Origin of the sequence: Rahnella inusitata (assembly GCF_965118895.1) — a bacterium.
GTDB lineage: Bacteria > Pseudomonadota > Gammaproteobacteria > Enterobacterales > Enterobacteriaceae > Rahnella > Rahnella inusitata_A.
In genome coordinates, this window is the sequence record NZ_CBCPJJ010000034.1 from 1 (window position 1) to 23,627 (window position 23,627).

Annotated in this window: 21 protein-coding genes and 1 riboswitch; of the genes, 14 read left to right on the top strand and 7 right to left on the bottom strand. The window is 51.8% G+C overall.

Annotation, left to right across the window (positions count from 1 at the left end):
- Positions 1-284 precede the first annotated feature (284 nt).
- From secE to rpoC, 8 genes are all read left to right on the top strand, one after another.
- The gene (gene secE, locus ACMHLI_RS23030; RefSeq protein WP_413531409.1) at positions 285-668 is read left to right on the top strand and encodes a preprotein translocase subunit SecE; all 384 of its coding nucleotides are present in this window, start codon (positions 285-287) and stop codon (positions 666-668) included.
- Positions 669-1,214: a transcription termination/antitermination protein NusG gene (gene nusG / locus ACMHLI_RS23035; RefSeq protein WP_056777953.1), complete on the top strand. Its 546-nt coding sequence runs from the start codon at positions 669-671 to the stop codon at positions 1,212-1,214.
- Between the two features lie 170 nt (positions 1,215-1,384).
- Positions 1,385-1,813 (top strand): 50S ribosomal protein L11, encoded by a 429-nt coding sequence (gene rplK / locus ACMHLI_RS23040; protein ID WP_013577413.1) that lies wholly within the window; start codon positions 1,385-1,387, stop codon positions 1,811-1,813.
- Positions 1,814-1,816: 3 nt separating this feature from the next.
- A complete protein-coding gene (gene rplA, locus ACMHLI_RS23045; protein ID WP_413531410.1) occupies positions 1,817-2,521 on the top strand; it encodes a 50S ribosomal protein L1 in 705 nt (234 codons plus the stop codon).
- Positions 2,522-2,852: 331 nt separating this feature from the next.
- Positions 2,853-3,350, top strand: coding sequence for a 50S ribosomal protein L10 (gene rplJ, locus ACMHLI_RS23050; protein ID WP_112166688.1), 498 nt, complete (start codon positions 2,853-2,855; stop codon positions 3,348-3,350).
- 66 nt (positions 3,351-3,416) lie between these two features.
- Entirely contained in the window at positions 3,417-3,782 is a 366-nt protein-coding gene (gene rplL / locus ACMHLI_RS23055) for a 50S ribosomal protein L7/L12 (RefSeq protein ID WP_013577410.1), read from the top strand.
- A gap of 330 nt (positions 3,783-4,112) precedes the next feature.
- A complete protein-coding gene (gene rpoB / locus ACMHLI_RS23060; protein WP_112166690.1) occupies positions 4,113-8,141 on the top strand; it encodes a DNA-directed RNA polymerase subunit beta in 4,029 nt (1,342 codons plus the stop codon).
- Positions 8,142-8,232: 91 nt separating this feature from the next.
- Positions 8,233-12,456, top strand: a complete 4,224-nt coding sequence (gene rpoC / locus ACMHLI_RS23065; RefSeq protein ID WP_413531411.1) for a DNA-directed RNA polymerase subunit beta' — start codon at positions 8,233-8,235, stop codon at positions 12,454-12,456.
- A 236-nt stretch (positions 12,457-12,692) separates the two neighbouring features.
- On the opposite strand, the gene thiH is transcribed toward rpoC, so the two are convergent.
- From thiH to rsd, 7 genes are all read right to left on the bottom strand, one after another.
- Positions 12,693-13,871: a 2-iminoacetate synthase ThiH gene (gene thiH, locus ACMHLI_RS23070; protein ID WP_413531412.1), complete on the bottom strand. Its 1,179-nt coding sequence runs from the start codon at positions 13,869-13,871 to the stop codon at positions 12,693-12,695.
- Positions 13,868-14,647, bottom strand: a complete 780-nt coding sequence (locus tag ACMHLI_RS23075) for a thiazole synthase (RefSeq protein WP_413531413.1) — start codon at positions 14,645-14,647, stop codon at positions 13,868-13,870. The genes thiH and ACMHLI_RS23075 overlap by 4 nt, the downstream gene beginning before the upstream one ends.
- A gap of 1 nt (position 14,648) precedes the next feature.
- Entirely contained in the window at positions 14,649-14,849 is a 201-nt protein-coding gene (gene thiS, locus ACMHLI_RS23080; RefSeq protein WP_413531414.1) for a sulfur carrier protein ThiS, read from the bottom strand.
- The gene (locus ACMHLI_RS23085) at positions 14,846-15,595 is read right to left on the bottom strand and encodes a HesA/MoeB/ThiF family protein (protein ID WP_413531415.1); all 750 of its coding nucleotides are present in this window, start codon (positions 15,593-15,595) and stop codon (positions 14,846-14,848) included. Before ACMHLI_RS23085 ends, thiS begins: the two co-directional genes overlap by 4 nt.
- A complete protein-coding gene (gene thiE, locus ACMHLI_RS23090) occupies positions 15,588-16,238 on the bottom strand; it encodes a thiamine phosphate synthase (protein WP_413531420.1) in 651 nt (216 codons plus the stop codon). The genes ACMHLI_RS23085 and thiE overlap by 8 nt, the downstream gene beginning before the upstream one ends.
- On the bottom strand, positions 16,238-18,199 hold the full coding sequence (gene thiC, locus ACMHLI_RS23095; protein ID WP_413531416.1) for a phosphomethylpyrimidine synthase ThiC: 1,962 nt from the start codon (positions 18,197-18,199) through the stop codon (positions 16,238-16,240). Before thiC ends, thiE begins: the two co-directional genes overlap by 1 nt.
- 134 nt (positions 18,200-18,333) lie before the next feature.
- Positions 18,334-18,459: riboswitch (TPP riboswitch) on the bottom strand.
- 71 nt (positions 18,460-18,530) lie between these two features.
- Positions 18,531-19,046, bottom strand: a complete 516-nt coding sequence (gene rsd / locus ACMHLI_RS23100) for a sigma D regulator (RefSeq protein WP_413531417.1) — start codon at positions 19,044-19,046, stop codon at positions 18,531-18,533.
- A 106-nt stretch (positions 19,047-19,152) separates the two neighbouring features.
- Between rsd and nudC the strand changes: the two genes are divergently transcribed.
- The 6 genes from nudC to ACMHLI_RS23130 all read left to right on the top strand — a co-directional run bounded on the left by nudC (position 19,153) and on the right by ACMHLI_RS23130 (position 23,593).
- Positions 19,153-19,938, top strand: coding sequence for an NAD(+) diphosphatase (gene nudC / locus ACMHLI_RS23105; protein WP_112166706.1), 786 nt, complete (start codon positions 19,153-19,155; stop codon positions 19,936-19,938).
- 71 nt (positions 19,939-20,009) lie between these two features.
- On the top strand, positions 20,010-21,074 hold the full coding sequence (gene hemE / locus ACMHLI_RS23110) for a uroporphyrinogen decarboxylase (RefSeq protein WP_413531418.1): 1,065 nt from the start codon (positions 20,010-20,012) through the stop codon (positions 21,072-21,074).
- Between the two features lie 9 nt (positions 21,075-21,083).
- Positions 21,084-21,764, top strand: coding sequence for a deoxyribonuclease V (gene nfi, locus ACMHLI_RS23115; protein ID WP_413531419.1), 681 nt, complete (start codon positions 21,084-21,086; stop codon positions 21,762-21,764).
- 70 nt (positions 21,765-21,834) lie between these two features.
- The gene (locus ACMHLI_RS23120; RefSeq protein ID WP_112166712.1) at positions 21,835-22,425 is read left to right on the top strand and encodes a YjaG family protein; all 591 of its coding nucleotides are present in this window, start codon (positions 21,835-21,837) and stop codon (positions 22,423-22,425) included.
- A 190-nt stretch (positions 22,426-22,615) separates the two neighbouring features.
- Positions 22,616-22,888: a nucleoid-associated protein HU-alpha gene (gene hupA, locus ACMHLI_RS23125; RefSeq protein WP_013577396.1), complete on the top strand. Its 273-nt coding sequence runs from the start codon at positions 22,616-22,618 to the stop codon at positions 22,886-22,888.
- 51 nt (positions 22,889-22,939) lie between these two features.
- Positions 22,940-23,593: a DUF1481 domain-containing protein gene (locus ACMHLI_RS23130; RefSeq protein ID WP_413531421.1), complete on the top strand. Its 654-nt coding sequence runs from the start codon at positions 22,940-22,942 to the stop codon at positions 23,591-23,593.
- Positions 23,594-23,627: the final 34 nt, after the last annotated feature.

Sequence of the window (23,627 nt, forward strand, 5' to 3'; positions counted from 1 at the left end):
AGGTGTTGTTGCTAAAGTTATCGCTTAATTGTTGATAGACTTTTTTGTCACTATACGTTGACGCAATACACACTAAAAGGGCATCATTCGATGCCCTTTTTTTCTACGCTGTGGCGCGAGAACCTATCTCATCAGCGATTTATACGTCATAATCATTGGTGAGATAGGCTCTGAGATATAGCGTAAAACACCGAATTGCGCTCGAGTAGAGCATCGATCGGTTTGGTTTGCCTCGCAATGCGAGGCAAAGTTGTTTGTTCTGAATCATTGTGACGGGTTGGTTTATGAGTGCGAATACCGAGGCTCAAGGGAGCGGGCGCGGCCTGGAAGCGGTAAAGTGGCTGGTTGTTGCCGTTTTGTTGGTTGTAGCTATTGTCGGTAACTATTATTACCGTGCATACAGCCTGCCGTTACGCGCGTTAGCCGTAGTAGTTGTTATCGCAATTGCAGGTGCAGTGGCTTTATTGACCACTAAAGGCAAGGCGACGGTTGCGTTTGCTCGTGAAGCGCGCACCGAAGTACGTAAAGTCATTTGGCCAACGCGCCAGGAAACATTGCATACCACACTGATCGTTGCTGCGGTGACTGCCGTTATGTCTCTGATTCTGTGGGGGCTGGATGGTATTTTAGTCCGCCTGGTATCTTTCATTACTGGTCTGAGGTTCTAAATGTCTGAAGCACCTAAAAAACGTTGGTACGTCGTTCAGGCGTTTTCTGGCTTTGAAGGCCGCGTAGCACAATCGCTGCGTGAGCACATCAAATTACATGACATGGAAGAGTTGTTTGGCGAAGTCATGGTTCCGACCGAAGAAGTGGTTGAGATCCGTGGTGGCCAGCGCCGCAAGAGCGAGCGCAAATTCTTCCCGGGTTATGTGCTGGTTCAGATGGTGATGAATGACGCCAGCTGGCACTTAGTACGCAGCGTTCCTCGTGTAATGGGCTTCATCGGTGGGACATCTGATCGTCCTGCGCCGATCAGCGACAAAGAAGTTGATGCGATCATGAATCGCCTGCAACAAGTGGGTGATAAACCACGTCCTAAAACATTGTTTGAACCAGGTGAACTGGTACGTGTTAGTGACGGTCCGTTTGCGGACTTCAATGGTGTGGTCGAAGAAGTGGATTACGAAAAAAGCCGCCTGAAAGTCTCTGTTTCCATCTTTGGCCGTGCAACACCGGTTGAACTGGACTTCGGTCAGGTAGAAAAAGGCTAACAACAACGTTCAATAATCATTAGAACAGATGTTGTACAGGGCGCGAAATTGAACTATAATTTCGCGCCTTTTGTTTTTATGCGCAGCCTCTGCGCATAAAACTGTAAAGTACTACAAATAACGGGGAGCCTCTTCAAACAGGCGATATCACCCAAACGAGGATATTTACCATGGCCAAGAAAGTACAAGCCTACGTTAAGCTGCAAGTTGCAGCTGGTATGGCAAACCCAAGTCCGCCAGTTGGTCCAGCATTGGGTCAACAAGGCGTGAACATCATGGAATTCTGTAAGGCGTTCAATGCTAAGACTGATAGCATGGAAAAAGGCCTGCCAATTCCTGTTGTTATTACTGTTTATTCTGACCGTTCTTTCACTTTCGTTACCAAAACCCCTCCTGCAGCAGTACTGCTGAAGAAAGCGGCTGGTATCAAGTCTGGTTCCGGCAAGCCGAACAAAGACAAAGTGGGTAAAGTAACGAGTGCTCAGGTTCGTGAAATCGCAGAAACCAAAGCTGCGGACATGACTGGTTCTGACGTTGAAGCGATGACTCGCTCCATCGAAGGTACTGCTCGTTCCATGGGCCTGGTAGTGGAGGATTAATAAATGGCTAAGCTGACCAAGCGCATGCGCGTGATCCGTGACAAAGTTGATGCTACTAAACAGTATGACATCACCGAAGCCGTTGCTCTGCTCAAAGAGCTGGCCACTGCTAAATTCGTAGAAAGCGTGGACGTTGCCGTTAATCTCGGTATCGACGCACGTAAATCTGATCAAAACGTTCGCGGTGCAACCGTTCTGCCACACGGCACCGGTCGTTCTGTTCGCGTTGCCGTCTTCGCCCAAGGTGCAAACGCTGAAGCTGCTAAAGCTGCAGGCGCTGAACTGGTAGGTATGGAAGATCTGGCCGATCAGATCAAAAAAGGCGAAATGAACTTCGACGTTGTTATCGCATCTCCAGATGCAATGCGCGTTGTTGGCCAATTAGGTCAGGTACTGGGTCCACGTGGCCTGATGCCTAACCCGAAAGTTGGTACTGTAACTCCTAACGTTGCCGAAGCAGTTAAGAACGCTAAAGCAGGTCAGGTTCGTTATCGTAACGACAAAAACGGCATCATCCATACCACTATTGGTAAAGTTGATTTCGAATCCGACAAGCTGAAAGAAAACCTTGAAGCTCTGTTGATCGCTCTGAAAAAAGCGAAGCCTTCCCAGGCTAAAGGCGTTTTCATCAAGAAAGTCAGCCTGTCCACCACCATGGGCGCCGGCGTTTCTGTTGATCAAAGCGGCCTGAGCGCAGTAGTTAACTAATTAACTACCTGTGTTTATCGCTTTACGCGGGTGGTGGATTTGTATAAAATCTATCGCCCGTTGTTTCGTTAACGCGAAACCAAGAATTTTTCGGTTGGAGCCTGGCCTATCCAGGCCTCCGTCCAAGACCGCAGGTGTCCCGAAAAGGACTTAATCCTTCCTGCGTAGACGGTGACAGAGCCTGAAGAAAGTATTTCTTTTTTATTCTTAATTAAGATTTGTCTTTGCTGGATTCTCTGCTCACCGTGTTTGAACGCTTGATATCGATCTCGATAACAAGTGATGTGAGTTCCGGGGATTTTCCCCGGCCAAATCCAGGAGCAAAAAGCTAATGGCATTAAATCTTCAAGACAAACAAGCGATTGTTGCTGAAGTCATCGAAGTAGCCAAAGGCGCGCTGTCTGCGGTTGTTGCGGATTCTCGCGGCGTAACTGTAGATAAAATGACTGAACTGCGTAAAGCAGGTCGTGAAGCTGGCGTTTATATGCGTGTTGTTCGCAACACCTTAATGCGCCGCGTCGTTGAAGGTACTCAGTTTGAGTGCCTGAAAGACACGTTTGTCGGTCCAACCTTGATTGCATTTTCTTCTGAACACCCAGGCGCTGCTGCCCGTCTGTTCAAAGATTTCGCTAAAGCGAATGCAAAATTTGAGGTTAAAGCTGCGGCCTTTGAAGGTGAGTTTATCTCTGCGGCTCAAATCGACCGCTTGGCAACTCTGCCTACTTACGAAGAAGCAATCGCACGCCTGATGGCAACCATGAAAGAAGCCTCTGCAGGCAAACTGGTTCGCACTCTGGCTGCTGTACGCGATCAGAAAGAAGCTGCGTAATCAGCCTTTCTTTTCTCGTTTATTTGCTTACGTATAAACTATTTCTGAATTCTAGGAACACTTGAAATGTCAATCACTAAAGAACAAATCATTGAAGGCGTTGCAGCTCTGTCTGTAATGGAAATCGTTGAACTGATCTCCGCTATGGAAGAAAAATTCGGCGTTTCTGCTGCTGCTGCTGTTGCAGGTCCTGCTGCTGCTGCTGAAGCTGTTGAAGAAAAAACTGAATTCGACGTTGTTCTGGCCGCTGTTGGCGCGAACAAAGTTGCAGTTATCAAAGCTGTTCGTACCGCGACTGGCCTGGGTCTGAAAGAAGCAAAAGACCTGGTTGAGTCTGCTCCAGCAGCTCTGAAAGAAGGCATCAGCAAAGACGACGCTGAAGCTCTGAAAAAATCTCTGGAAGAAGCTGGTGCTTCTGTTGAAGTTAAGTAAGTTTAACTTCCCGGAGTGCAGTCTGTCCTAACAGACTGATGGCTGGTGACTTTTTAGTCACCAGCCTTTTTGCGCTATAGAGTGTCAGTGGTGTTTCACACTGTTTGAGCACTGAACTACTCTAATATCTCTTCTTGAGACGCCTTAATATATTGATGCCGCTTGCTATGGCTCATCCATAGATAATGCACAACGAAATGATTTAAGAGTGATAGAAACAGATATTGCGGAAAGCGTCTCTGCTTTCCGGTCGACATAAACGGTGTTGCATGAACTGTCCTTATCAGGGCAGACAAGATTGGGTCACTGATCAGCGAGCTGAGGAACCCTATGGTTTACTCCTATACCGAGAAAAAACGCATTCGTAAGGATTTTGGTAAGCGTCCACAAGTTTTGGACATTCCCTTTCTCCTTTCTATCCAGCTTGACTCGTTCCAGAAGTTTATCGAGCAAGATCCGGAAGGTCAGCACGGTTTGGAAGCTGCATTCCGTTCTGTATTTCCAATCAAAAGCTACAGCGGCAATTCTGAGCTGCAATACGTTAGCTACCGTCTTGGTGAGCCAGTATTCGACGTTAAAGAATGCCAGATCCGCGGTGTAACTTTCTCTGCGCCATTGCGTGTGAAACTGCGTCTGGTTATCTACGAGCGTGAAGCACCAGAAGGTACGGTCAAAGACATCAAGGAACAAGAAGTCTATATGGGCGAAATTCCGCTCATGACCGAAAATGGTACCTTTGTGATTAACGGTACTGAGAGGGTTATCGTATCTCAGCTTCACCGTAGTCCAGGCGTATTCTTTGACAGTGATAAGGGTAAAACCCATTCATCGGGTAAAGTGCTGTACAACGCACGTATCATCCCTTATCGCGGTTCATGGTTAGATTTCGAGTTCGACCCGAAAGATAACCTGTTTGTGCGTATTGACCGTCGCCGTAAATTACCTGCGACGATCATTCTACGCGCATTGAGCTATACCACTGAACAGATCCTTGACCTGTTCTTTGAGAAGGTGACTTACCAGATCCGCGACAACAAGTTGCAGATGGAACTGGTACCTGAGCGCCTGCGCGGTGAAACAGCTTCTTTTGATATCGAAGCTGACGGCAAAGTCTACATCGAGAAAGGCCGCCGTATCACTGCTCGCCATATTCGTCAGCTTGAAAAAGACGACATTCAGCGCATCGAAGTTCCTGTTGAGTACATCGCAGGGAAAGTAGTTGCTAAAGACTACATCGACACTAATACCGGTGAGCTGATTGTCCCTGCGAACATGGAATTGTCTCTGGATCTGCTGGCTAAACTGAGCCAGGCCGGACACAAAACAATTGAAACACTGTTCACCAACGATCTCGATCATGGCGCGTACATGTCCGAGACCATCCGCGTCGACCCAACCAGCGATCGCTTGAGCGCATTGGTTGAGATCTACCGCATGATGCGTCCTGGTGAGCCACCAACGCGTGAAGCAGCTGAAACTCTGTTCGAAAACCTCTTCTTCTCTGAAGATCGTTACGACCTGTCTGCTGTTGGCCGTATGAAGTTCAACCGCTCTCTGCTGCGTGATGAAATCGAAGGTTCAGGTATCCTGAGCAAAGACGACATCATTCAGGTCATGAGAAAACTGATCGGCATCCGTAACGGTCAGGGCGAAGTGGATGATATCGACCACTTGGGCAACCGTCGTATTCGTTCTGTCGGCGAAATGGCTGAAAACCAATTCCGTGTCGGCCTGGTTCGTGTTGAGCGTGCCGTTAAAGAGCGTCTGTCTCTGGGTGACCTCGACACACTGATGCCTCAGGACATGATCAACGCCAAGCCGATTTCGGCTGCGGTGAAAGAGTTCTTCGGCTCAAGCCAGCTGTCACAATTTATGGACCAGAACAACCCGTTGTCTGAGATCACGCACAAACGTCGTATCTCTGCACTGGGCCCGGGCGGTTTGACCCGTGAACGTGCTGGCTTTGAAGTTCGAGACGTACACCCGACTCACTACGGTCGCGTATGTCCAATCGAAACGCCAGAAGGTCCAAACATCGGTCTGATCAACTCCTTGTCTGTTTATGCACAGACCAATGAGTATGGTTTCCTGGAAACCCCTTACCGCCGAGTGCGTGAAGGTATGGTTACCGATGAAATTAACTACCTGTCTGCCATCGAAGAAGGCAACTTTGTTATCGCTCAGGCGAACTCCAACCTGGATGACGAAGGCCACTTCCTGGAAGATTTAGTCACTTGTCGTAGCAAAGGCGAATCGAGCCTGTTCAGCCGCGACCAGGTTGACTACATGGACGTTTCTACCCAGCAGATCGTATCCGTTGGTGCTTCACTGATTCCATTCCTGGAACACGATGACGCCAACCGTGCATTGATGGGTGCGAACATGCAACGTCAGGCAGTTCCAACTCTGCGTGCTGATAAGCCGCTGGTAGGTACTGGTATGGAACGTGCTGTTGCGGTTGACTCCGGTGTTACTGCCGTTGCCAAACGTGGTGGTACTGTTCAGTACGTGGATGCATCCCGTATCGTTATTCGTGTTAACGAAGAAGAGATGAATCCAGGCGAAGCAGGTATCGACATTTATAACCTGACTAAGTACACCCGTTCTAACCAGAACACCTGCATTAACCAGATGCCGTGTGTGAATCTGGGCGAGCCAATCGAGCGCGGTGACGTGCTGGCAGATGGTCCGTCAACAGATCTGGGCGAACTGGCACTGGGTCAGAACATGCGTGTCGCGTTCATGCCTTGGAATGGTTACAACTTCGAAGACTCCATCTTGGTCTCCGAACGTGTTGTGCAGGAAGATCGCTTCACGACTATCCATATCCAGGAACTGGCATGTGTGTCCCGCGACACCAAGTTAGGGCCTGAAGAGATCACCGCTGATATCCCTAACGTGGGTGAAGCTGCGCTCTCCAAACTGGATGAGTCCGGTATCGTATATATCGGTGCTGAAGTGACCGGTGGTGACATTCTGGTCGGTAAAGTAACGCCTAAAGGCGAAACCCAGCTGACTCCAGAAGAGAAACTGCTGCGTGCGATCTTCGGTGAGAAAGCGTCTGATGTTAAAGACTCTTCTCTGCGTGTACCAAACGGCGTTTCCGGTACGATTATTGACGTGCAAGTCTTTACCCGCGATGGCGTGGAAAAAGATAAGCGTGCGTTAGAAATCGAAGAAATGCAGCTGAAACAGGCTAAGAAAGACCTGACTGAAGAGCTGCAAATCCTGGAAGCTGGTCTGTTTGCACGTATCCAGTCTGCGCTGGTTGCTGGCGGTGTTGAAGCCGATAAGCTGGGCAAATTGCCACGCGATCGTTGGCTTGAACTGTCATTGACTGATGAAGACAAACAGAATCAGTTGGAACAGCTTGCTGAACAGTACGACGAACTGAAATCCGAGTTTGAGAAAAAACTCGAAGCTAAACGTCGTAAAATCACTCAGGGCGATGACCTGGCACCAGGTGTGCTGAAAATCGTTAAAGTGTATCTGGCCGTTAAACGTCAGATCCAACCTGGTGACAAAATGGCAGGCCGCCACGGTAACAAAGGTGTTATCTCCAAGATCAACCCGATCGAAGATATGCCTTACGATGAAAACGGGACTCCTGTTGATATCGTACTGAACCCGCTGGGCGTTCCATCACGTATGAACATTGGTCAGATTTTAGAAACCCACCTGGGTATGGCCGCGAAAGGTATTGGTGAAAAAATCAATGCCATGCTTAAGAAACATGAAGAAGTTTCTAAGCTGCGCGAGTTCATCCAGCGTGCCTATGATCTGGGCGACGACGTACGTCAGAAAGTTGATCTGACCACCTTCACCGATGATGAAGTATTGCGCCTGGCTGAAAACCTGAAAAAGGGTATGCCAATTGCAACACCAGTCTTCGACGGTGCGAAAGAGACAGAGATCAAGCAACTGCTTGAAATGGGCGGCGTCCCAACCTCTGGCCAGATCACACTGTTTGACGGCCGTACCGGCGAGCAATTTGAGCGCCAGGTTACCGTCGGCTACATGTACATGCTGAAACTGAACCACCTGGTTGACGATAAGATGCATGCGCGTTCTACCGGTTCTTACAGCCTTGTTACTCAGCAACCGCTGGGTGGTAAAGCACAGTTCGGTGGTCAGCGCTTCGGTGAGATGGAAGTGTGGGCACTGGAAGCATACGGTGCCGCTTATACCCTGCAGGAAATGCTGACTGTTAAGTCCGATGACGTGAACGGCCGTACCAAGATGTATAAAAACATCGTGGATGGCGATCACCGGATGGAACCAGGCATGCCGGAATCCTTCAACGTATTGTTGAAAGAAATCCGCTCTCTGGGTATCAACATCGAGCTGGAAGACGAGTAAGTACTCGAATTCGCACTGATCACAGGGGCACCTGTCTGTTTAGCAATAAACATCAGGTGCCTAACAGGTCTAACCCGACGGGAGCTAATCCGTGAAAGACTTACTAAAGTTTCTGAAAGCGCAAACTAAAACCGAAGAGTTTGATGCGATCAAAATTGCTCTGGCATCGCCAGACATGATCCGTTCTTGGTCTTTTGGTGAAGTTAAGAAGCCAGAAACCATTAACTACCGTACGTTCAAACCAGAACGTGACGGCCTTTTCTGTGCCCGTATTTTCGGACCAGTAAAAGACTACGAATGCCTGTGCGGTAAGTACAAGCGTTTAAAACATCGCGGCGTGATCTGCGAGAAGTGCGGCGTTGAAGTGACCCAGACTAAAGTACGCCGTGAGCGTATGGGCCACATCGAGCTGGCTTCCCCGACTGCACATATCTGGTTCCTGAAATCGCTGCCATCGCGCATCGGTTTGCTGTTGGATATGCCACTGCGTGACATCGAACGTGTCCTGTACTTCGAATCCTATGTGGTTATCGAAGGCGGCATGACTAACCTCGAAAAACGCCAGATCCTGACTGAAGAGCAGTATCTGGATGCGTTGGAAGAGTTTGGTGATGAGTTCGACGCGAAGATGGGTGCAGAAGCTATCCAGGCCCTGTTGAAAAACATGGATCTGGAAGCAGAGTGCGAGCAACTGCGTGAAGAGTTGAACGAAACCAACTCCGAAACCAAACGTAAAAAGCTGACCAAGCGTATCAAGCTGCTGGAAGCGTTCGTTCAGTCTGGTAACAAGCCAGAGTGGATGATCCTGACCGTGCTGCCGGTACTGCCGCCAGACTTGCGTCCATTGGTTCCGTTGGACGGCGGCCGTTTCGCAACGTCGGATCTGAACGATCTGTATCGTCGCGTAATCAACCGTAACAACCGTCTGAAACGCCTGCTGGATCTGGCTGCGCCAGACATCATCGTACGTAACGAAAAACGTATGCTGCAAGAAGCGGTAGATGCTTTGCTGGATAACGGCCGTCGCGGTCGTGCAATCACCGGCTCTAACAAGCGTCCGCTGAAATCTCTGGCAGACATGATTAAAGGTAAACAGGGTCGTTTCCGTCAGAACTTGCTGGGTAAACGTGTCGACTACTCTGGTCGTTCCGTTATCACCGTAGGTCCATACCTGCGTCTGCACCAGTGTGGTCTGCCGAAGAAAATGGCACTGGAACTGTTCAAACCGTTCATCTACGGCAAACTTGAGCTGCGTGGCCTCGCCACCACCATCAAAGCCGCTAAGAAAATGGTTGAGCGCGAAGAAGCTGTCGTTTGGGATATCCTGGACGAAGTTATCCGCGAACACCCGGTACTGCTGAACCGTGCACCAACCCTGCACCGTTTGGGTATCCAGGCGTTTGAACCGGTTCTGATCGAAGGTAAAGCAATCCAGCTGCACCCGCTGGTTTGTGCGGCATACAACGCCGACTTCGATGGTGACCAGATGGCTGTTCACGTACCGCTGACGCTGGAAGCCCAGCTTGAAGCGCGTGCGTTGATGATGTCTACCAACAACATCCTGTCACCTGCGAACGGCGAGCCAATCATCGTTCCTTCCCAGGACGTTGTATTGGGTCTGTACTACATGACCCGTGACTGTGTTAACGCCAAAGGCGAAGGCATGGTTCTGACCGGTCCTAAAGAAGCTGAGCGTATTTATCGCGGCGGTCTGGCCTCTCTGCATGCGCGTGTCAAAGTGCGTATTACCGAAGAGATCAAAAATACCGAAGGCGAAGTTACGCACAAGACGTCGATTATCGACACGACTGTAGGTCGCGCCATCCTTTGGATGATCGTACCTAAAGGTCTGCCGTTCTCTATCGTCAACCAGCCTCTCGGTAAAAAAGCTATCTCCAAAATGCTGAACACCTGTTACCGCATTTTGGGCTTGAAGCCGACCGTTATTTTTGCTGACCAGATCATGTACACCGGTTTTGCTTACGCTGCCCGTTCAGGCGCGTCAGTAGGTATCGATGACATGGTAATCCCTGCGAAGAAAGCAGAGATCATCGAAGAAGCAGAAACCGAAGTTGCTGAAATCCAGGAGCAGTTCCAGTCTGGTTTAGTTACCGCTGGCGAACGCTACAACAAAGTGATCGATATCTGGGCTGCAGCGAACGAACGTGTTGCTAAAGCAATGATGGAAAACTTGTCTGTGGAAGACGTCGTCAACCGTGACGGTGTTGTTGAACAGCAGGTTTCCTTCAACAGTATCTTTATGATGGCCGACTCTGGTGCGCGTGGTTCTGCAGCACAGATTCGTCAGCTGGCCGGTATGCGTGGCCTGATGGCTAAGCCGGATGGTTCCATCATTGAAACGCCAATCACCGCGAACTTCCGTGAAGGTCTGAACGTACTCCAGTACTTCATCTCCACTCACGGTGCTCGTAAAGGCCTGGCGGATACCGCACTTAAAACGGCAAACTCCGGTTATCTGACCCGTCGTCTGGTTGACGTGGCGCAGGATCTGGTTGTTACCGAAGACGACTGTGGTACACACGAAGGCATCATGATGACTCCGGTCATCGAAGGTGGCGACGTTAAAGAACCACTGCGCGAACGTGTTCTGGGTCGTGTGACTGCTGAAGATATCATCAAGCCGGGTACGGCGGATATCCTGGTTCCACGTAACACCCTGCTTCACGAGAAGACGTGTGATCTGTTAGAAGAGAACTCAGTCGACAGCGTGAAAGTACGTTCAGTCGTAAGTTGCGAAACCGATTTTGGTGTGTGTGCAAACTGCTACGGTCGCGATCTGGCACGTGGTCACATCATCAACAAAGGTGAAGCGATCGGTGTTATTGCAGCACAGTCCATCGGTGAGCCGGGTACCCAGCTGACGATGCGTACGTTCCACATCGGTGGTGCGGCATCTCGTGCGGCAGCAGAATCAAGTATCCAGGTTAAGAACACGGGTACGATTAAACTGAGCAACCACAAGCACGTTAGCAACTCTAACGGCAAACTGGTTATCACATCCCGTAACACTGAGCTGAAATTGATCGACGAATTCGGTCGTACCAAAGAAAGCTATAAAGTGCCTTACGGTTCCGTGATGGGCAAAGGTGATGGCGCTTCAGTTAACGGCGGCGAGACCGTAGCTAACTGGGATCCACATACAATGCCAGTTATCAGTGAAGTGAGTGGTTTCATTCGCTTTGCCGATATGGTTGATACTCAGACCATCACACGTCAGACAGATGACCTGACCGGTTTGTCCTCTCTGGTTGTTCTGGATTCTGCAGAACGTACTGGTAGCGGTAAAGACCTGCGTCCGGCACTGAAAATCGTTGATGCGAAAGGCGACGACGTATTGATCCCAGGTACAGATATGCCTGCTCAATACTTCCTGCCAGGTAAAGCGATTGTTCAGCTGGAAGATGGTACGCAGATCCACTCTGGTGACACCCTGGCGCGTATTCCTCAGGAATCCGGCGGTACCAAGGACATCACCGGTGGTCTGCCACGCGTTGCTGACCTGTTCGAAGCACGTCGTCCGAAAGAGCCTGCAATCCTTGCTGAAATCAGCGGGATCATCTCCTTCGGTAAAGAAACCAAAGGCAAACGTCGTCTGGTAATTTCTCCGTTGGATGGCAGTGATGCTTACGAAGAAATGATCCCTAAATGGCGTCAGCTGAACGTGTTCGAAGGCGAAATTGTGGAACGTGGTGACGTCGTATCCGACGGCCCTGAGTCTCCGCACGACATTCTGCGTCTTCGTGGTGTTCATGCGGTTACCCGCTACATCACCAACGAAGTGCAGGAAGTTTACCGTCTGCAAGGCGTTAAGATTAACGATAAACACATTGAAGTTATCGTTCGTCAGATGTTGCGTAAAGGCACCATCGTTAGCGCTGGTGGCACAGACTTCCTGGAAGGCGAGCAGGCAGAAATGTCTCGCGTTAAAATCGCTAACCGTAAGCTGGAAGCTGAAGGCAAAATCACGGCAACATTTAGCCGTGACCTGCTCGGTATTACCAAAGCCTCTTTGGCAACCGAGTCCTTCATCTCCGCTGCGTCGTTCCAGGAAACCACGCGCGTTCTTACCGAAGCGGCTGTTGCCGGTAAACGTGATGAACTGCGTGGCCTGAAAGAGAACGTTATCGTGGGTCGTCTGATCCCAGCCGGTACCGGTTACTCTTATCATCAGGAACGTGCACGTCGTAAAGCACAGGGTGATGTGCCAGTTGCACCGCCAGTGAGCGCGGACGAAGCAACGGCTAACCTGGCTGAACTTCTGAACGCAGGTTTCGGTAACAGCAACGACGAGTAATCGTCTTCTGTCGAAACATAGAGCCGCTCCCTCGGGAGCGGTTTTTTTTTGCCTGAAATTCATCGGGCAGTGTAAGAAATGAAAGGATTAGAGGAACCGGAACAGGGTACTGGACGATACCCGTTCCGGCTGTTGTGGAAGCAGCGCCGGGGTATATGGCGCCGGCCGGTTGCGAATGTGCAGCGGCAAACGCACAGTAATACGGCCGCTAATGATGCGCGAGTGGCAAAATTCCGTTATGGAATCTGTATTCCTGAGAGTTTACCTGTTTGCTGTGGAACGACATTTTCCTGCGTGGCGCGCCCAAAAAAAATGTCCCAGTCTTTCCACACCGGTTGAAGCCCTGCCTGCGTTAAGGCTGAGGCAACGCGCTGTGGTGAGCGGTTGTCATGTGGCGCGAATTGCTCCAGCTCAGGATGGTCGTCCGCATATCCGCCGGGCTGTGTTTTGGATCCGGCGCTGACAGTATTGATCGCAAGAGGAATAACATGATCGCGGAACCAGGGCGACTCACGCGTCGATAATGACAGCTCGACGTCCGGAGCCAGCATGCGGAAAGCGCATATCAGCTGCACCAGCTGGTTTTCCTCCAGCAGGGACGCCGGTTCGATTCCGCCGGTGCAAGGCCGTAACCGTGGAAACGCCACCGAGTAACGGCTTTGCCAGTAGTTTTGTTGCAGATACAGCAAATGTTCGGCCACCATGTAGCTGTCGGTTCGCCAGTTGCCTGAAAGCCCGAACAGCGCACCCAACCCGATCTTATCGATCCCCGCCCGTCCTAGCCTGTCGGGCGTTTCCAGTCGCCAGAAAAAATCCTGCTTCTGGCCGCGTAAATGGTGCAAGGCGTAAGTCGGCGCGTGGTACGTTTCCTGATAAACCAGCACGCCATCGAGCCCCAGCGTTTTGAGTTCGGCGTAGTCTTCCTGCGACAGCGGCTGAACTTCGATCATCAGCGAATCAAAATGGCTGCGTATGGCTGGAAAATGGCGGCGAAAATAGTCCATACCAACTTTTGTTTTATGCTCGCCGGTGACCAGCAACAAATGTTTGAATCCCAGAGCGTTCAGCGCTTCGCATTCTCTGCCAATTTCCTCTTCATCCAGCGTTTTACGTTTGATCTTATTGCTCATAGAAAAACCGCAATAGGTACATTCGTTCGCGCAAAGATTAGAAAGATACAGTGGGGCGAAGAAATTCACCGTATTACCGAAACGCTGACGTGTGAGCTGTTGTGCCCGCTGCGCCATCTGTTCGAGATACGGCAGTGCAGCAGGGGAAATCAGCGCCATAAAATCTTCGCGCGTGATTTTATTAAGGCTCAGCGCCCGTTCTACGTCCCTGGCGCTTTTACTGTTGATGCGCAGGGAAATATCATCCCAGTCGAGCGCTGACCAGACATCAGTAAACTTATTCATGAGGCTGCCTGCGTTGACGTCAGAAAGCCGGTCAGCGGGCTGGATGCGCTCGCCTGCCTTTGCCTGCCGCCTAATCCGCTCTGCCGGGCGATGACACCAGCTTCAACGGCCAGACGAAACGCCGTCGCCATGGCCACCGGATCGCCGGCAACCGCAATCGCCGTATTCACCAGCACGGCGTCCGCTCCCATTTCCAGCGCTTCGGCCGCCTGACTCGGGGCGCCGATCCCCGCATCCACCACAACGGGCACCCGCGCTTGTTCGATGATGATGTGCAGAAACTCGCGGGTTTGTAGGCCCTGATTGGAACCAATGGGTGCGCCCAGCGGCATCACGGCAGCACAGCCTGCTTCTTCCAGCCGCTTGCATAAGACCGGATCCGCACTGCAATACGGCAAAACTACGAATCCCTGCTTTACCAAAATTTCTGCTGCCTTAAGTGTCTCCACCGCATCAGGCAGCAGGTATTTCACGTCCGGATGGATTTCGAGTTTTATCCAATTAGTCCCCAGCGCTTCCCGTGCCAGTTGTGCGGCAAATACCGCTTCTTCCGCCGTTTTGGCCCCGGACGTATTGGGCAATAAACGCACACCGAGCTGTTGCAGAGGCAAAAGAATGTCGTCTCCGCCGCGACGCAGATCGACACGTTTCATTGCCATCGTCACCAGCTGTGAACCGGATGCCGTCAGCGCATGCTGCATCAGGGCTGCACTGGCGAATTTTCCTGTTCCGGTGAACAGATGTGAGGTGAAGGTCGTATCAGCAATTTTTAACATGTCATCCTCCGGCTATCGCCTGAAAAAGCAAAACGTGATCGCCGTCTTTCAGTAAGTGGGAAAGCCAGTTATCGCGGGGAATAATGACCTGATTGACCGCCAGCGCGCTGCCTTCAACACTGAGTGCCAGCAGATTGAGCAGGTCGAGCAGCGTCAGCGGTTCAGTAAAATGGTGCGGTTCATCGTTAACCTGAATATTCATGCATGACCTCCGCAGACAGTGCAGGAGGCCGAGCGGGTGAGTTGCAGAGAACGCCAGTTTTGTGTTTTTCCGTCGAACAGCCGGAGTTTTCCGCTCAGCGTGCTAGATAAACCCGCCAGTAATTTCAGGGCCTCTAACGCCTGAAGCGTGCCGATCGTACCAACAACCGGCCCGAGAACGCCGGACGTCCGGCAGTTTCGTTGTACGATTTCCTGATCGGGATACAGGCAGGCGTAGCAGCCGTGAGCATAAGGCGCTTCGATCACTAACAACTGCCCGCCAAATCCGACGGCACTTCCGCTGATTAATGTTTTGCCCGCAGATACGCATGCGTGATTGATCGCATGCCGCGTTTCCATGTTATCGCTGCAATCCAAAACGAGGTCGACAGTGGCGACAGCATTACGTAACGCTTCGCCGGCTAGCCTTTCAGTGAGCGCGACGATTTCACATAACGGATTCAGGCGCAGTAATTCGCGCTTTGCTACGGTAGCTTTAGGTTGATCCAGATCGCCGGTACGGTAGAGGATTTGCCGCTGAAGATTGGTGAGATGGAGTTTGTCGTCGTCGGCCAGCAGTAACGTGCCGACACCGGCCGCCGCCAGATAAAGTGCCGCCGGTGACCCAAGCCCGCCGAGCCCGACGATAAGCACTTTCGCCGCCGCTAATTTCTCCTGCGCCTGCGGGCCAAATTCTTCCAGCATCAGTTGGCGGCTGTAGCGCATAAAGGCCGCATCGTTAAGCATCTTCGGGCACCTTACTGGCGCACAGAGCCAGCAGTTCGGCGGTGGCTACGCGCCAGTCGGGTGCCTGTGTAATGGCGCTGACGACGGCAATACTGCCGACGCCGCAGTCGAGAACTGACGGCGCGCGATCAATGCTGATCCCACCAATGGCTACCGTCGGAAAACTGCCGTTGAGCTGCTTAATGTGTCGGGTCAATTCCGCCAAACCCTGCGGAGCCGACGGCATATCTTTGGTCTGCGTCGGGAAAATATGCCCGAGTGCGATATAAGAAGGATTGACCACTACAGCGCGCGCCAGCTCGGCATCGTCATGTGTCGAAACACCCAGACGTAAGCCCGCCTGATAAATTGCATTAAGATCGGCGGTATCCAGATCTTCCTGACCCAGATGCACACCGTAAGCCTGATGCTTTACCGCCAGACGCCAGTAATCATTGATGAACAACCGCGCCTGAAAGCGTCGCCCTAGCGCAATAGCTTCAATAATGGCGGGTTCGACCTCAGCATCAGGTAAATCTTTTACGCGCAGTTGCAGCGTTTTAACGCCCGCCTCCAGCAGACGGGCAATCCATTCCACAGTATCGACGACCGGATATAAACCGAGATGGAAGGGGACTGCCGGGAATTTTTGCGCTGACGTCATCATTTTCCCGCCTCCGTGCTCAGATCTGCCGGATGATAAAGCTCGCTGCCCCGCGAACGGAATTCGGCAGACATCTGAGCCATGCCGGATTCTACGATTTCAACCGGTTGGGCTTTCGCCTCCAGCGCGGCGGCATAATCGCGGACTTCCTGAGTGATTTTCATCGAGCAGAATTTTGGCCCACACATTGAACAGAAGTGCGCGACTTTGCCGGATTCCTGCGGCAGGGTTTCATCGTGATAAGCGCGGGCGGTGGCGGGATCGAGTGCCAGATTGAACTGGTCTTCCCAGCGGAATTCGAAACGTGCTTTCGACATAGCGTTATCGCGGATTTGTGCGCCCGGATGTCCTTTGGCCAAATCCGCCGCGTGTGCTGCAATTTTATAGGTGATCAGCCCCTGTTTGACGTCTTCCTTGTTCGGCAGGCCGAGGTGCTCTTTCGGTGTGACGTAACACAGCATAGCGCAGCCGAACCAGCCGATCATGGCGGCACCGATGCCTGAAGTGAAATGGTCATAGCCTGGTGCGATATCGGTGGTCAGCGGCCCCAGCGTATAAAACGGCGCTTCGTGGCAATGCTCCAGTTCTTCGGTCATGTTACGGCGGATCATCTGCATCGGCACATGCCCCGGCCCTTCGATCATCACCTGCACATCATATTCCCACGCGATTTTAGTCAGTTCGCCCAGCGTGTGCAGCTCTGCAAACTGTGCTTCGTCGTTCGCGTCCTGAATCGACCCCGGACGCAGGCCGTCACCCAGCGAGAGTGAAACGTCGTAAGCGGCGCAGATTTCACAAATCTCGCGGAAATTCTCGTAGAGGAAACTTTCACGATGATGCGAAAGACACCATTTGGCCATGATCGATCCGCCGCGCGAGACAATACCGGTCAGACGTTTGGCGGTCATCGGCACATAGCGCAGCAACACACCGGCGTGAATAGTGAAGTAATCGACACCCTGTTCGGCCTGTTCCAGCAGCGTATCGCGGAACATTTCCCAGTTAAGATCTTCAGCGACGCCGTTTACTTTTTCCAGTGCCTGATAGATTGGCACCGTACCAATGGGTACCGGGCTGTTACGCAGGATCCATTCGCGGGTTTCGTGGATATAGCGGCCGGTTGAGAGATCCATCACCGTGTCCGCCCCCCAGCGCGTTGACCAGACCAGCTTCTCAACTTCTTCTTCGATGGACGACGTCACCGCTGAATTGCCGATATTGGCGTTCACTTTCACCAGGAAGTTTCGCCCGATAATCATTGGTTCCGATTCCGGATGGTTGATATTGGCCGGGATAATGGCGCGACCGGCGGCGACTTCCTGACGCACGAATTCAGCCGTGATATTGGCGGGCAGATGCGCGCCGAAACTTTCCCCCGGATGTTGCTGGCGCAATACTTCCCCCCGGATCCGTTCGCGTCCCATATTTTCGCGGATGGCGATGAATTCCATTTCTGGCGTAATTATCCCCTGGCGCGCGTAGTGCAGCTGCGTGACGTTTTTTCCCGCTTTCGCTTTACGCGGACGCGGTAGAAGTTCGAAGCGCAAATGATCTAAGCCTTCGTCGGCCAGACGTTGTTGGGTAAAACCGGAGCTGACCTGCGGAAGTTCTTCGGTGTCTGCCCGTTCAGCTATCCAGCTGGCGCGGCATTTTGCCAGACCAGCATGGACGTCAATCGAGGCTTCAGGGTCACCGTAAGGTCCGGCCGTTTCATACACCGGAATCGCTTCGTTTTCTTCATATTGCGGAGCGTCTTTACCGCCGCCGACCAGTGTCGGACTGAGCTGGATTTCACGCATGGGAACGCGGATATCTGCGCGACCGCCTTGCAGATAGATTCGGCGGGAGTTGGGAAATGCTTCTCCCTGCAGACTGTCGATAAATGACTGAGCCTGTGCGCGCTGTTCGCGGCGGTTGGTGGGTTTCTTTTTAGAGGTAACGGATTTTTGGGTACTCGACATAGCAAATTCCTCGTGTTCTACGAATAGAAAAAACGTGATGGAAAATTGCTTGTCTGGAGGTTTACGGCAGGAGTAAAAATGGGCGGTTTAGCGCAGGCGGCCGTTTTCAGGCTGAGGCCAAATCGCGCTAAACGCATAACATTACTCTTGTTCCCTTCGCGGGTACTAACCCGATCAGGTTCCGCGGATCCCGAATTAACGGTCTCAGCCTGGCGTAATTTCGTGAGGAAATTATGCGCTAGGCACTCCGACAAGAAGCCTCAATATAGGAGGCCGTTTTGAAAACTACAACTAAAACTACACCCTGTGCAGGATTTGTTCCTGAGACCGGTTACGCCGGTCTGGCGAGATGATCATCATTGGCGGGCGGTAATGGCGCGCCATTAACAGGATCAAAGGCCAGAATAATCAATTGATCTTCCAGCTGAAAACGCGCATCCAACGCTTCACCGATATCGGATAATGCATAATGGAAGGCAAACGCATTGTCATCATCAATATCATTTTCTGTGTAACTGTCATGGAAAGCCATGATAGCTTCAGTATTGAGCTCCAGAGCGGGATATATTTTGGACGCCTGAGATCTGACTGAGCTGCCTGCGCTCGCGACTTCATCGATGATGCGTTGATAAAGATGGAAATGGCCGGCAGAGAGGTAGTCCACTAGGTTGTGGCAAAAGTTATCCAACGCTTTTTCATTCAGCGGAGTATGTTTTTCTTTATTGGGTTTCAGGCCGACCAGTGTGCAGTATGAAACCAGCAATTCTTTGCGGGCGTGCAGCCATTGGTCGACTAACTCATTACTGCCACCAACGCGTTGGGTCAGTCTTTCCAGACGATTTAGCATGGTTGACTCCGTGAGCGGTAAAAAAGTAATCCGTTTTGGAAGGGTTACTAATATGTAAATATCTGTCTCAGATTGTCAGTCTCAACGAGGTTATGCAACAACAATTATGGAATTACAGATCACAGAGCAACATAACGGCTGGTGGGTTATCAGCCACGAAGGCAAGCTGTGGCTGCCTGAGGGTGAACTGCCGTTTGGCAGCGCGACGCAATTCTCTCTGACCGGTAAAACCGCGCGCCAGATTGGCGAGTGGCAGGGCGAACCGGTCTGGCTGGTGCGTCAGGCGATGCACAACCATATGGTCTCGGCGCGTCAGTTACTCGATAAGGATCGCGGATTATTCCAGCTGGTCGGACGCGGTGTGCAACTGGCTGAATTTTATCGTTCTCACAAGTTTTGCGGTTACTGCGGCCATGAAATGCAGGTCAGCAAAACTGAATGGGCCGCGCTCTGCGGGCACTGCCGTGAACGTTATTATCCGCAGATTGCGCCGTGCATTATTGTCGCTATCCGCCGTGGCGACGAAATTTTGCTGGCGCAGCATGTCCGTCACCGCAACGGTATTCACACCGTGCTGGCCGGTTTTGTCGAAGTAGGCGAAACGCTCGAGGAAACTGTGGCACGCGAAGTGATGGAAGAGAGCAACGTGCGAGTGAAAAACGTGCGCTACGTCAGTTCGCAGCCGTGGCCTTTTCCAAATTCCCTGATGATGGCCTTTATGGCTGATTATGACAGCGGCGATATTCGTCATGATCCTAAAGAGCTGCTGAACGCGGGCTGGTATCGTTATGACGCACTGCCCATGTTACCGCCGCCGGGCACCATTGCGCGCAGGCTTATCGAAGACACTGTGGCGCTCTGCCGCGCGGCGAGCGATGAAGACGACGTGTAGCGCAAGTGTTGCGTGATAGAATACCGTCAGATTATTGCCGTGCCGCCCGAATATTGAAGGAAAGAAACAGAATGAATGAGTTGAAAAACGACTGCTACCTGCGCGCCCTGTTACGTCAGCCCGTGGATATCACACCGGTATGGATGATGCGTCAGGCTGGCCGCTATTTGCCGGAATACAAAGAAACCCGCGCCGTGGCCGGTGATTTTATGTCGCTGTGCAAGAATGCCGAACTGGCCTGCGAAGTGACGCTGCAGCCGCTGCGTCGCTATCCGCTGGATGCCGCGATTTTGTTCTCTGACATCCTGACCATTCCGGATGCGATGGGGCTGGGGTTGTATTTCGAAGCCGGTGAAGGCCCTCGTTTTTCCTCTCCGCTAACCAATCGCGCTGACGTAGAAAAATTGCCAATCCCGGATCCGGAAATGGAACTGGGTTACGTGATGAATGCGGTTCGCACCATCCGTAAAAATCTTAAAGGTGAAGTGCCGCTTATCGGTTTCTCCGGGAGCCCGTGGACGCTGGCAACGTATATGGTCGAAGGCGGCAGCAGTAAAGCGTTCACCAAAATCAAAAAGATGATGTATGCCGAACCGGCGACCATGCATCTGTTGCTGGATAAAGTCGCCGACAGCGTGATTTTGTATCTCAACGCCCAAATTAAAGCAGGCGCGCAGTCCGTGATGATTTTTGACACCTGGGGCGGCGTGCTGACGCCACGCGATTACCGCGAATTCTCCCTGAACTACATGCATAAAATCGTCGATGGCCTGATCCGTGAAAATGAAGGGCGCCGCGTGCCGGTTACGCTCTTCACCAAAGGTGGCGGACAGTGGCTGGAAGCGATGGCTGCGACCGGTTGTGATGCACTCGGTCTTGACTGGACGACGGACATTGCTGATGCGCGTCGTCGCGTGGGTGATAAAGTGGCGATTCAGGGCAACATGGATCCCTCCATGCTGTACGCCTCTCCGGTGCGCATTGAGCAGGAAGTAGAAACCATTTTGGCAGGCTTCGGGAAAGGTAACGGCCATGTGTTTAATCTCGGTCACGGCATCCATCAGGATGTGCCGCCAGAAAACGCCGGTGCCTTCGTGGAAGCGGTGCACAGCCTGTCGCGCCAGTATCACGAGTAAGACTGAAAGATGATCGACACGCGCGCGTTACGTGAAGAGCAGCGGATCCTGGCTGATCGCATAACACTGCAGGATCCGCCTGATTTCACCACTCCGACGTTGATTGCCGGCGTGGACGTTGGCTTTGAGCAGGGCGGCGATGTCACGCGCGCCGCGGTGGCGGTACTGCGCTATCCCTCGCTTGAGCTGGTGGAATATCAGATTGCCCGCGTGCCTACCGTGATGCCCTATATTCCCGGTTTCCTCTCTTTTCGCGAACTACCCGCGTTGTTGCAGGCCTGGCAGCAACTCACGTCGAGCCCTGATTTAGTGCTGGTCGACGGGCAGGGGATTGCACACCCACGCCGTCTTGGCGTCGCCAGCCATTTTGGTCTGATGATCGACGTGCCGACCATCGGTGTGGCTAAAAGCCGTTTATGCGGCCAGTTTTTGCCTCTCAATGAGGCGCTGTACAGCCAGCAGGCGTTGTACGAGGGTGATGAACAGATTGGCTGGGTGTGGCGCAGTAAGCTACGCTGTAATCCATTGTTCATCTCGCCAGGCAATCGCATCAGCATGGAATCGGCGCTGTATTGGGTCGAACATTGTATGCGGCAATATCGTTTGCCGGAGCCAACGCGTTGGGCGGATGCCGTCGCGTCCAATCGGGCAGCGTTTCAACGCTGGCAACGGTTGAGTGATGATCTTTAGGAATCAAGGAATAGGGATATTGATTTATTTCAGGTAAACTCCCGCGCAGAAAAGTTAACGAGATCAACTCATGTTACGTAATCCAATTCATTTACGTCTCGAAAAGCTGGAAAGCTGGCAACACGTGACGTTTATGGCGAGCTTGTGTGAACGCATGTACCCCAACTATCAGGCCTTCTGTCTGGAAACCGGGTTTGGCGAGCCGCAGGTTTACCGCCGCATCCTGGATCTCATCTGGGAAACGCTGGTGGTAAAAGACGCCAAGGTCAATTTTGACTCACAGCTCGAAAAGCTGGAGGAGGCGGTGCCTTCTTCAGATGATTACGACCTCTATGGGGTTTACCCGGCCATTGATGCCTGTATCGCATTAGGCGAATTGATCCATTCGCGTCTGAGCGGCGAAACTCTCTCTCACGCCGTTGCGGTAAGCGAAACATCGATTCGTACCGTCGCAATGCTGGAGATGACTCAGGCCGGTAAAGAAATGACCGATGAAGAGCTGAAAGTGATCCCAGCTGTCGAAGAGGAATGGGACATCCAATGGGAGATTTTTCGCCTGTTGGCTGACTGTGAGGAGCGGGACCTGGAATTAATAAAAGGGTTACGTTCTGACCTGCGTGAAGCCGCTGTCAGTAACATTGGCATAAATTTAGCGCAATAAGGCAAGAAAACGTGATTTAACGCCTGATTTGTCGTGCCTTAAGGCTTCACATCCGCACCCTGTCTGGTCTACATTTGGGGTGCGTAAAAAAAGTGGCTATCGGTGCGTGTATGCAGGAGGGTGCTGTCAATCGGCATATCCGTCGCACTCGATGCTTTGCAAACGATAAACACACTGTAAAGGATAACTTATGAACAAGACTCAACTGATTGATGTAATTGCGGACAAAGCTGATCTTTCCAAAGCACAGGCCAAAGTTGCTCTTGAATCTACTCTGTCTGCTATTACCGAGTCTCTGAAAGAAGGTGATGCTGTACAATTAGTTGGTTTCGGGACTTTCAAGGTAAATCATCGTAACGAGCGTACTGGTCGTAACCCGCAGACTGGTAAAGAAATCAAAATCGCAGCTGCCAACGTGCCTGCGTTCGTTTCTGGTAAAGCTCTGAAAGACGCTGTTAAGTAATTGCTTGCAGTGAAAAGAATAAGCGGAGGGGCCTTTAAGCCCCTTCAGTTTATCACCCCCAGACTGGTAGCAGGTTTACTGGTGCTTGGTCTGGTGGGTTGCAGTTCAAAAAACACCACCCCGCAGTTCTTCGCCAGTGGTTATGTTGCCGATCAGGGCATCAACCGCTTATGGCGCGAAAACAATGCGCAGAACCAACCTCAAACTATTCTCAACGTCTACAGCCCCTATTTTGGTGGCGATACGGTGATTACCCGATACGAATTTCAGGATGGGCAAGTCCACCTTGTCAAAGAAACCCATGCAACCAAAACTGATTTGGGCGTAATGCTGCGTTTCGATGAGGGCGGTAATGTCAGCTTTATGCAGCGGCAGCTTCCTGAACGACGGGAAAAATTATCCTCAGATGACATCGAACGCTATAAATATGAAGCGGCCAAAATCCTCGATGTCAGCAGCGCACTGCAGGCAGGTAATGTCCGGCTGATTCAGGCTCGCTGGCGGCAAGGTGTGATTACCACCTGCGCGGGCGAGCAGGTAACGCCAAATCTTACGGTGCGTTCGCAGGTCTGGCTGGCAAAACGGGCCAGCCGCAGTAATGATCACCTTGGTTTAGCCTGGCTCACCGCGCCGGAAGGCAACGAATTACTGTTAGTCGCCAATGAAGATTTCTGCAGCTGGGAACCCAAAGAGTCCGATCTCTGATTTCCCGCCGCAAAAGAAAAGGCACGCCGAAGCG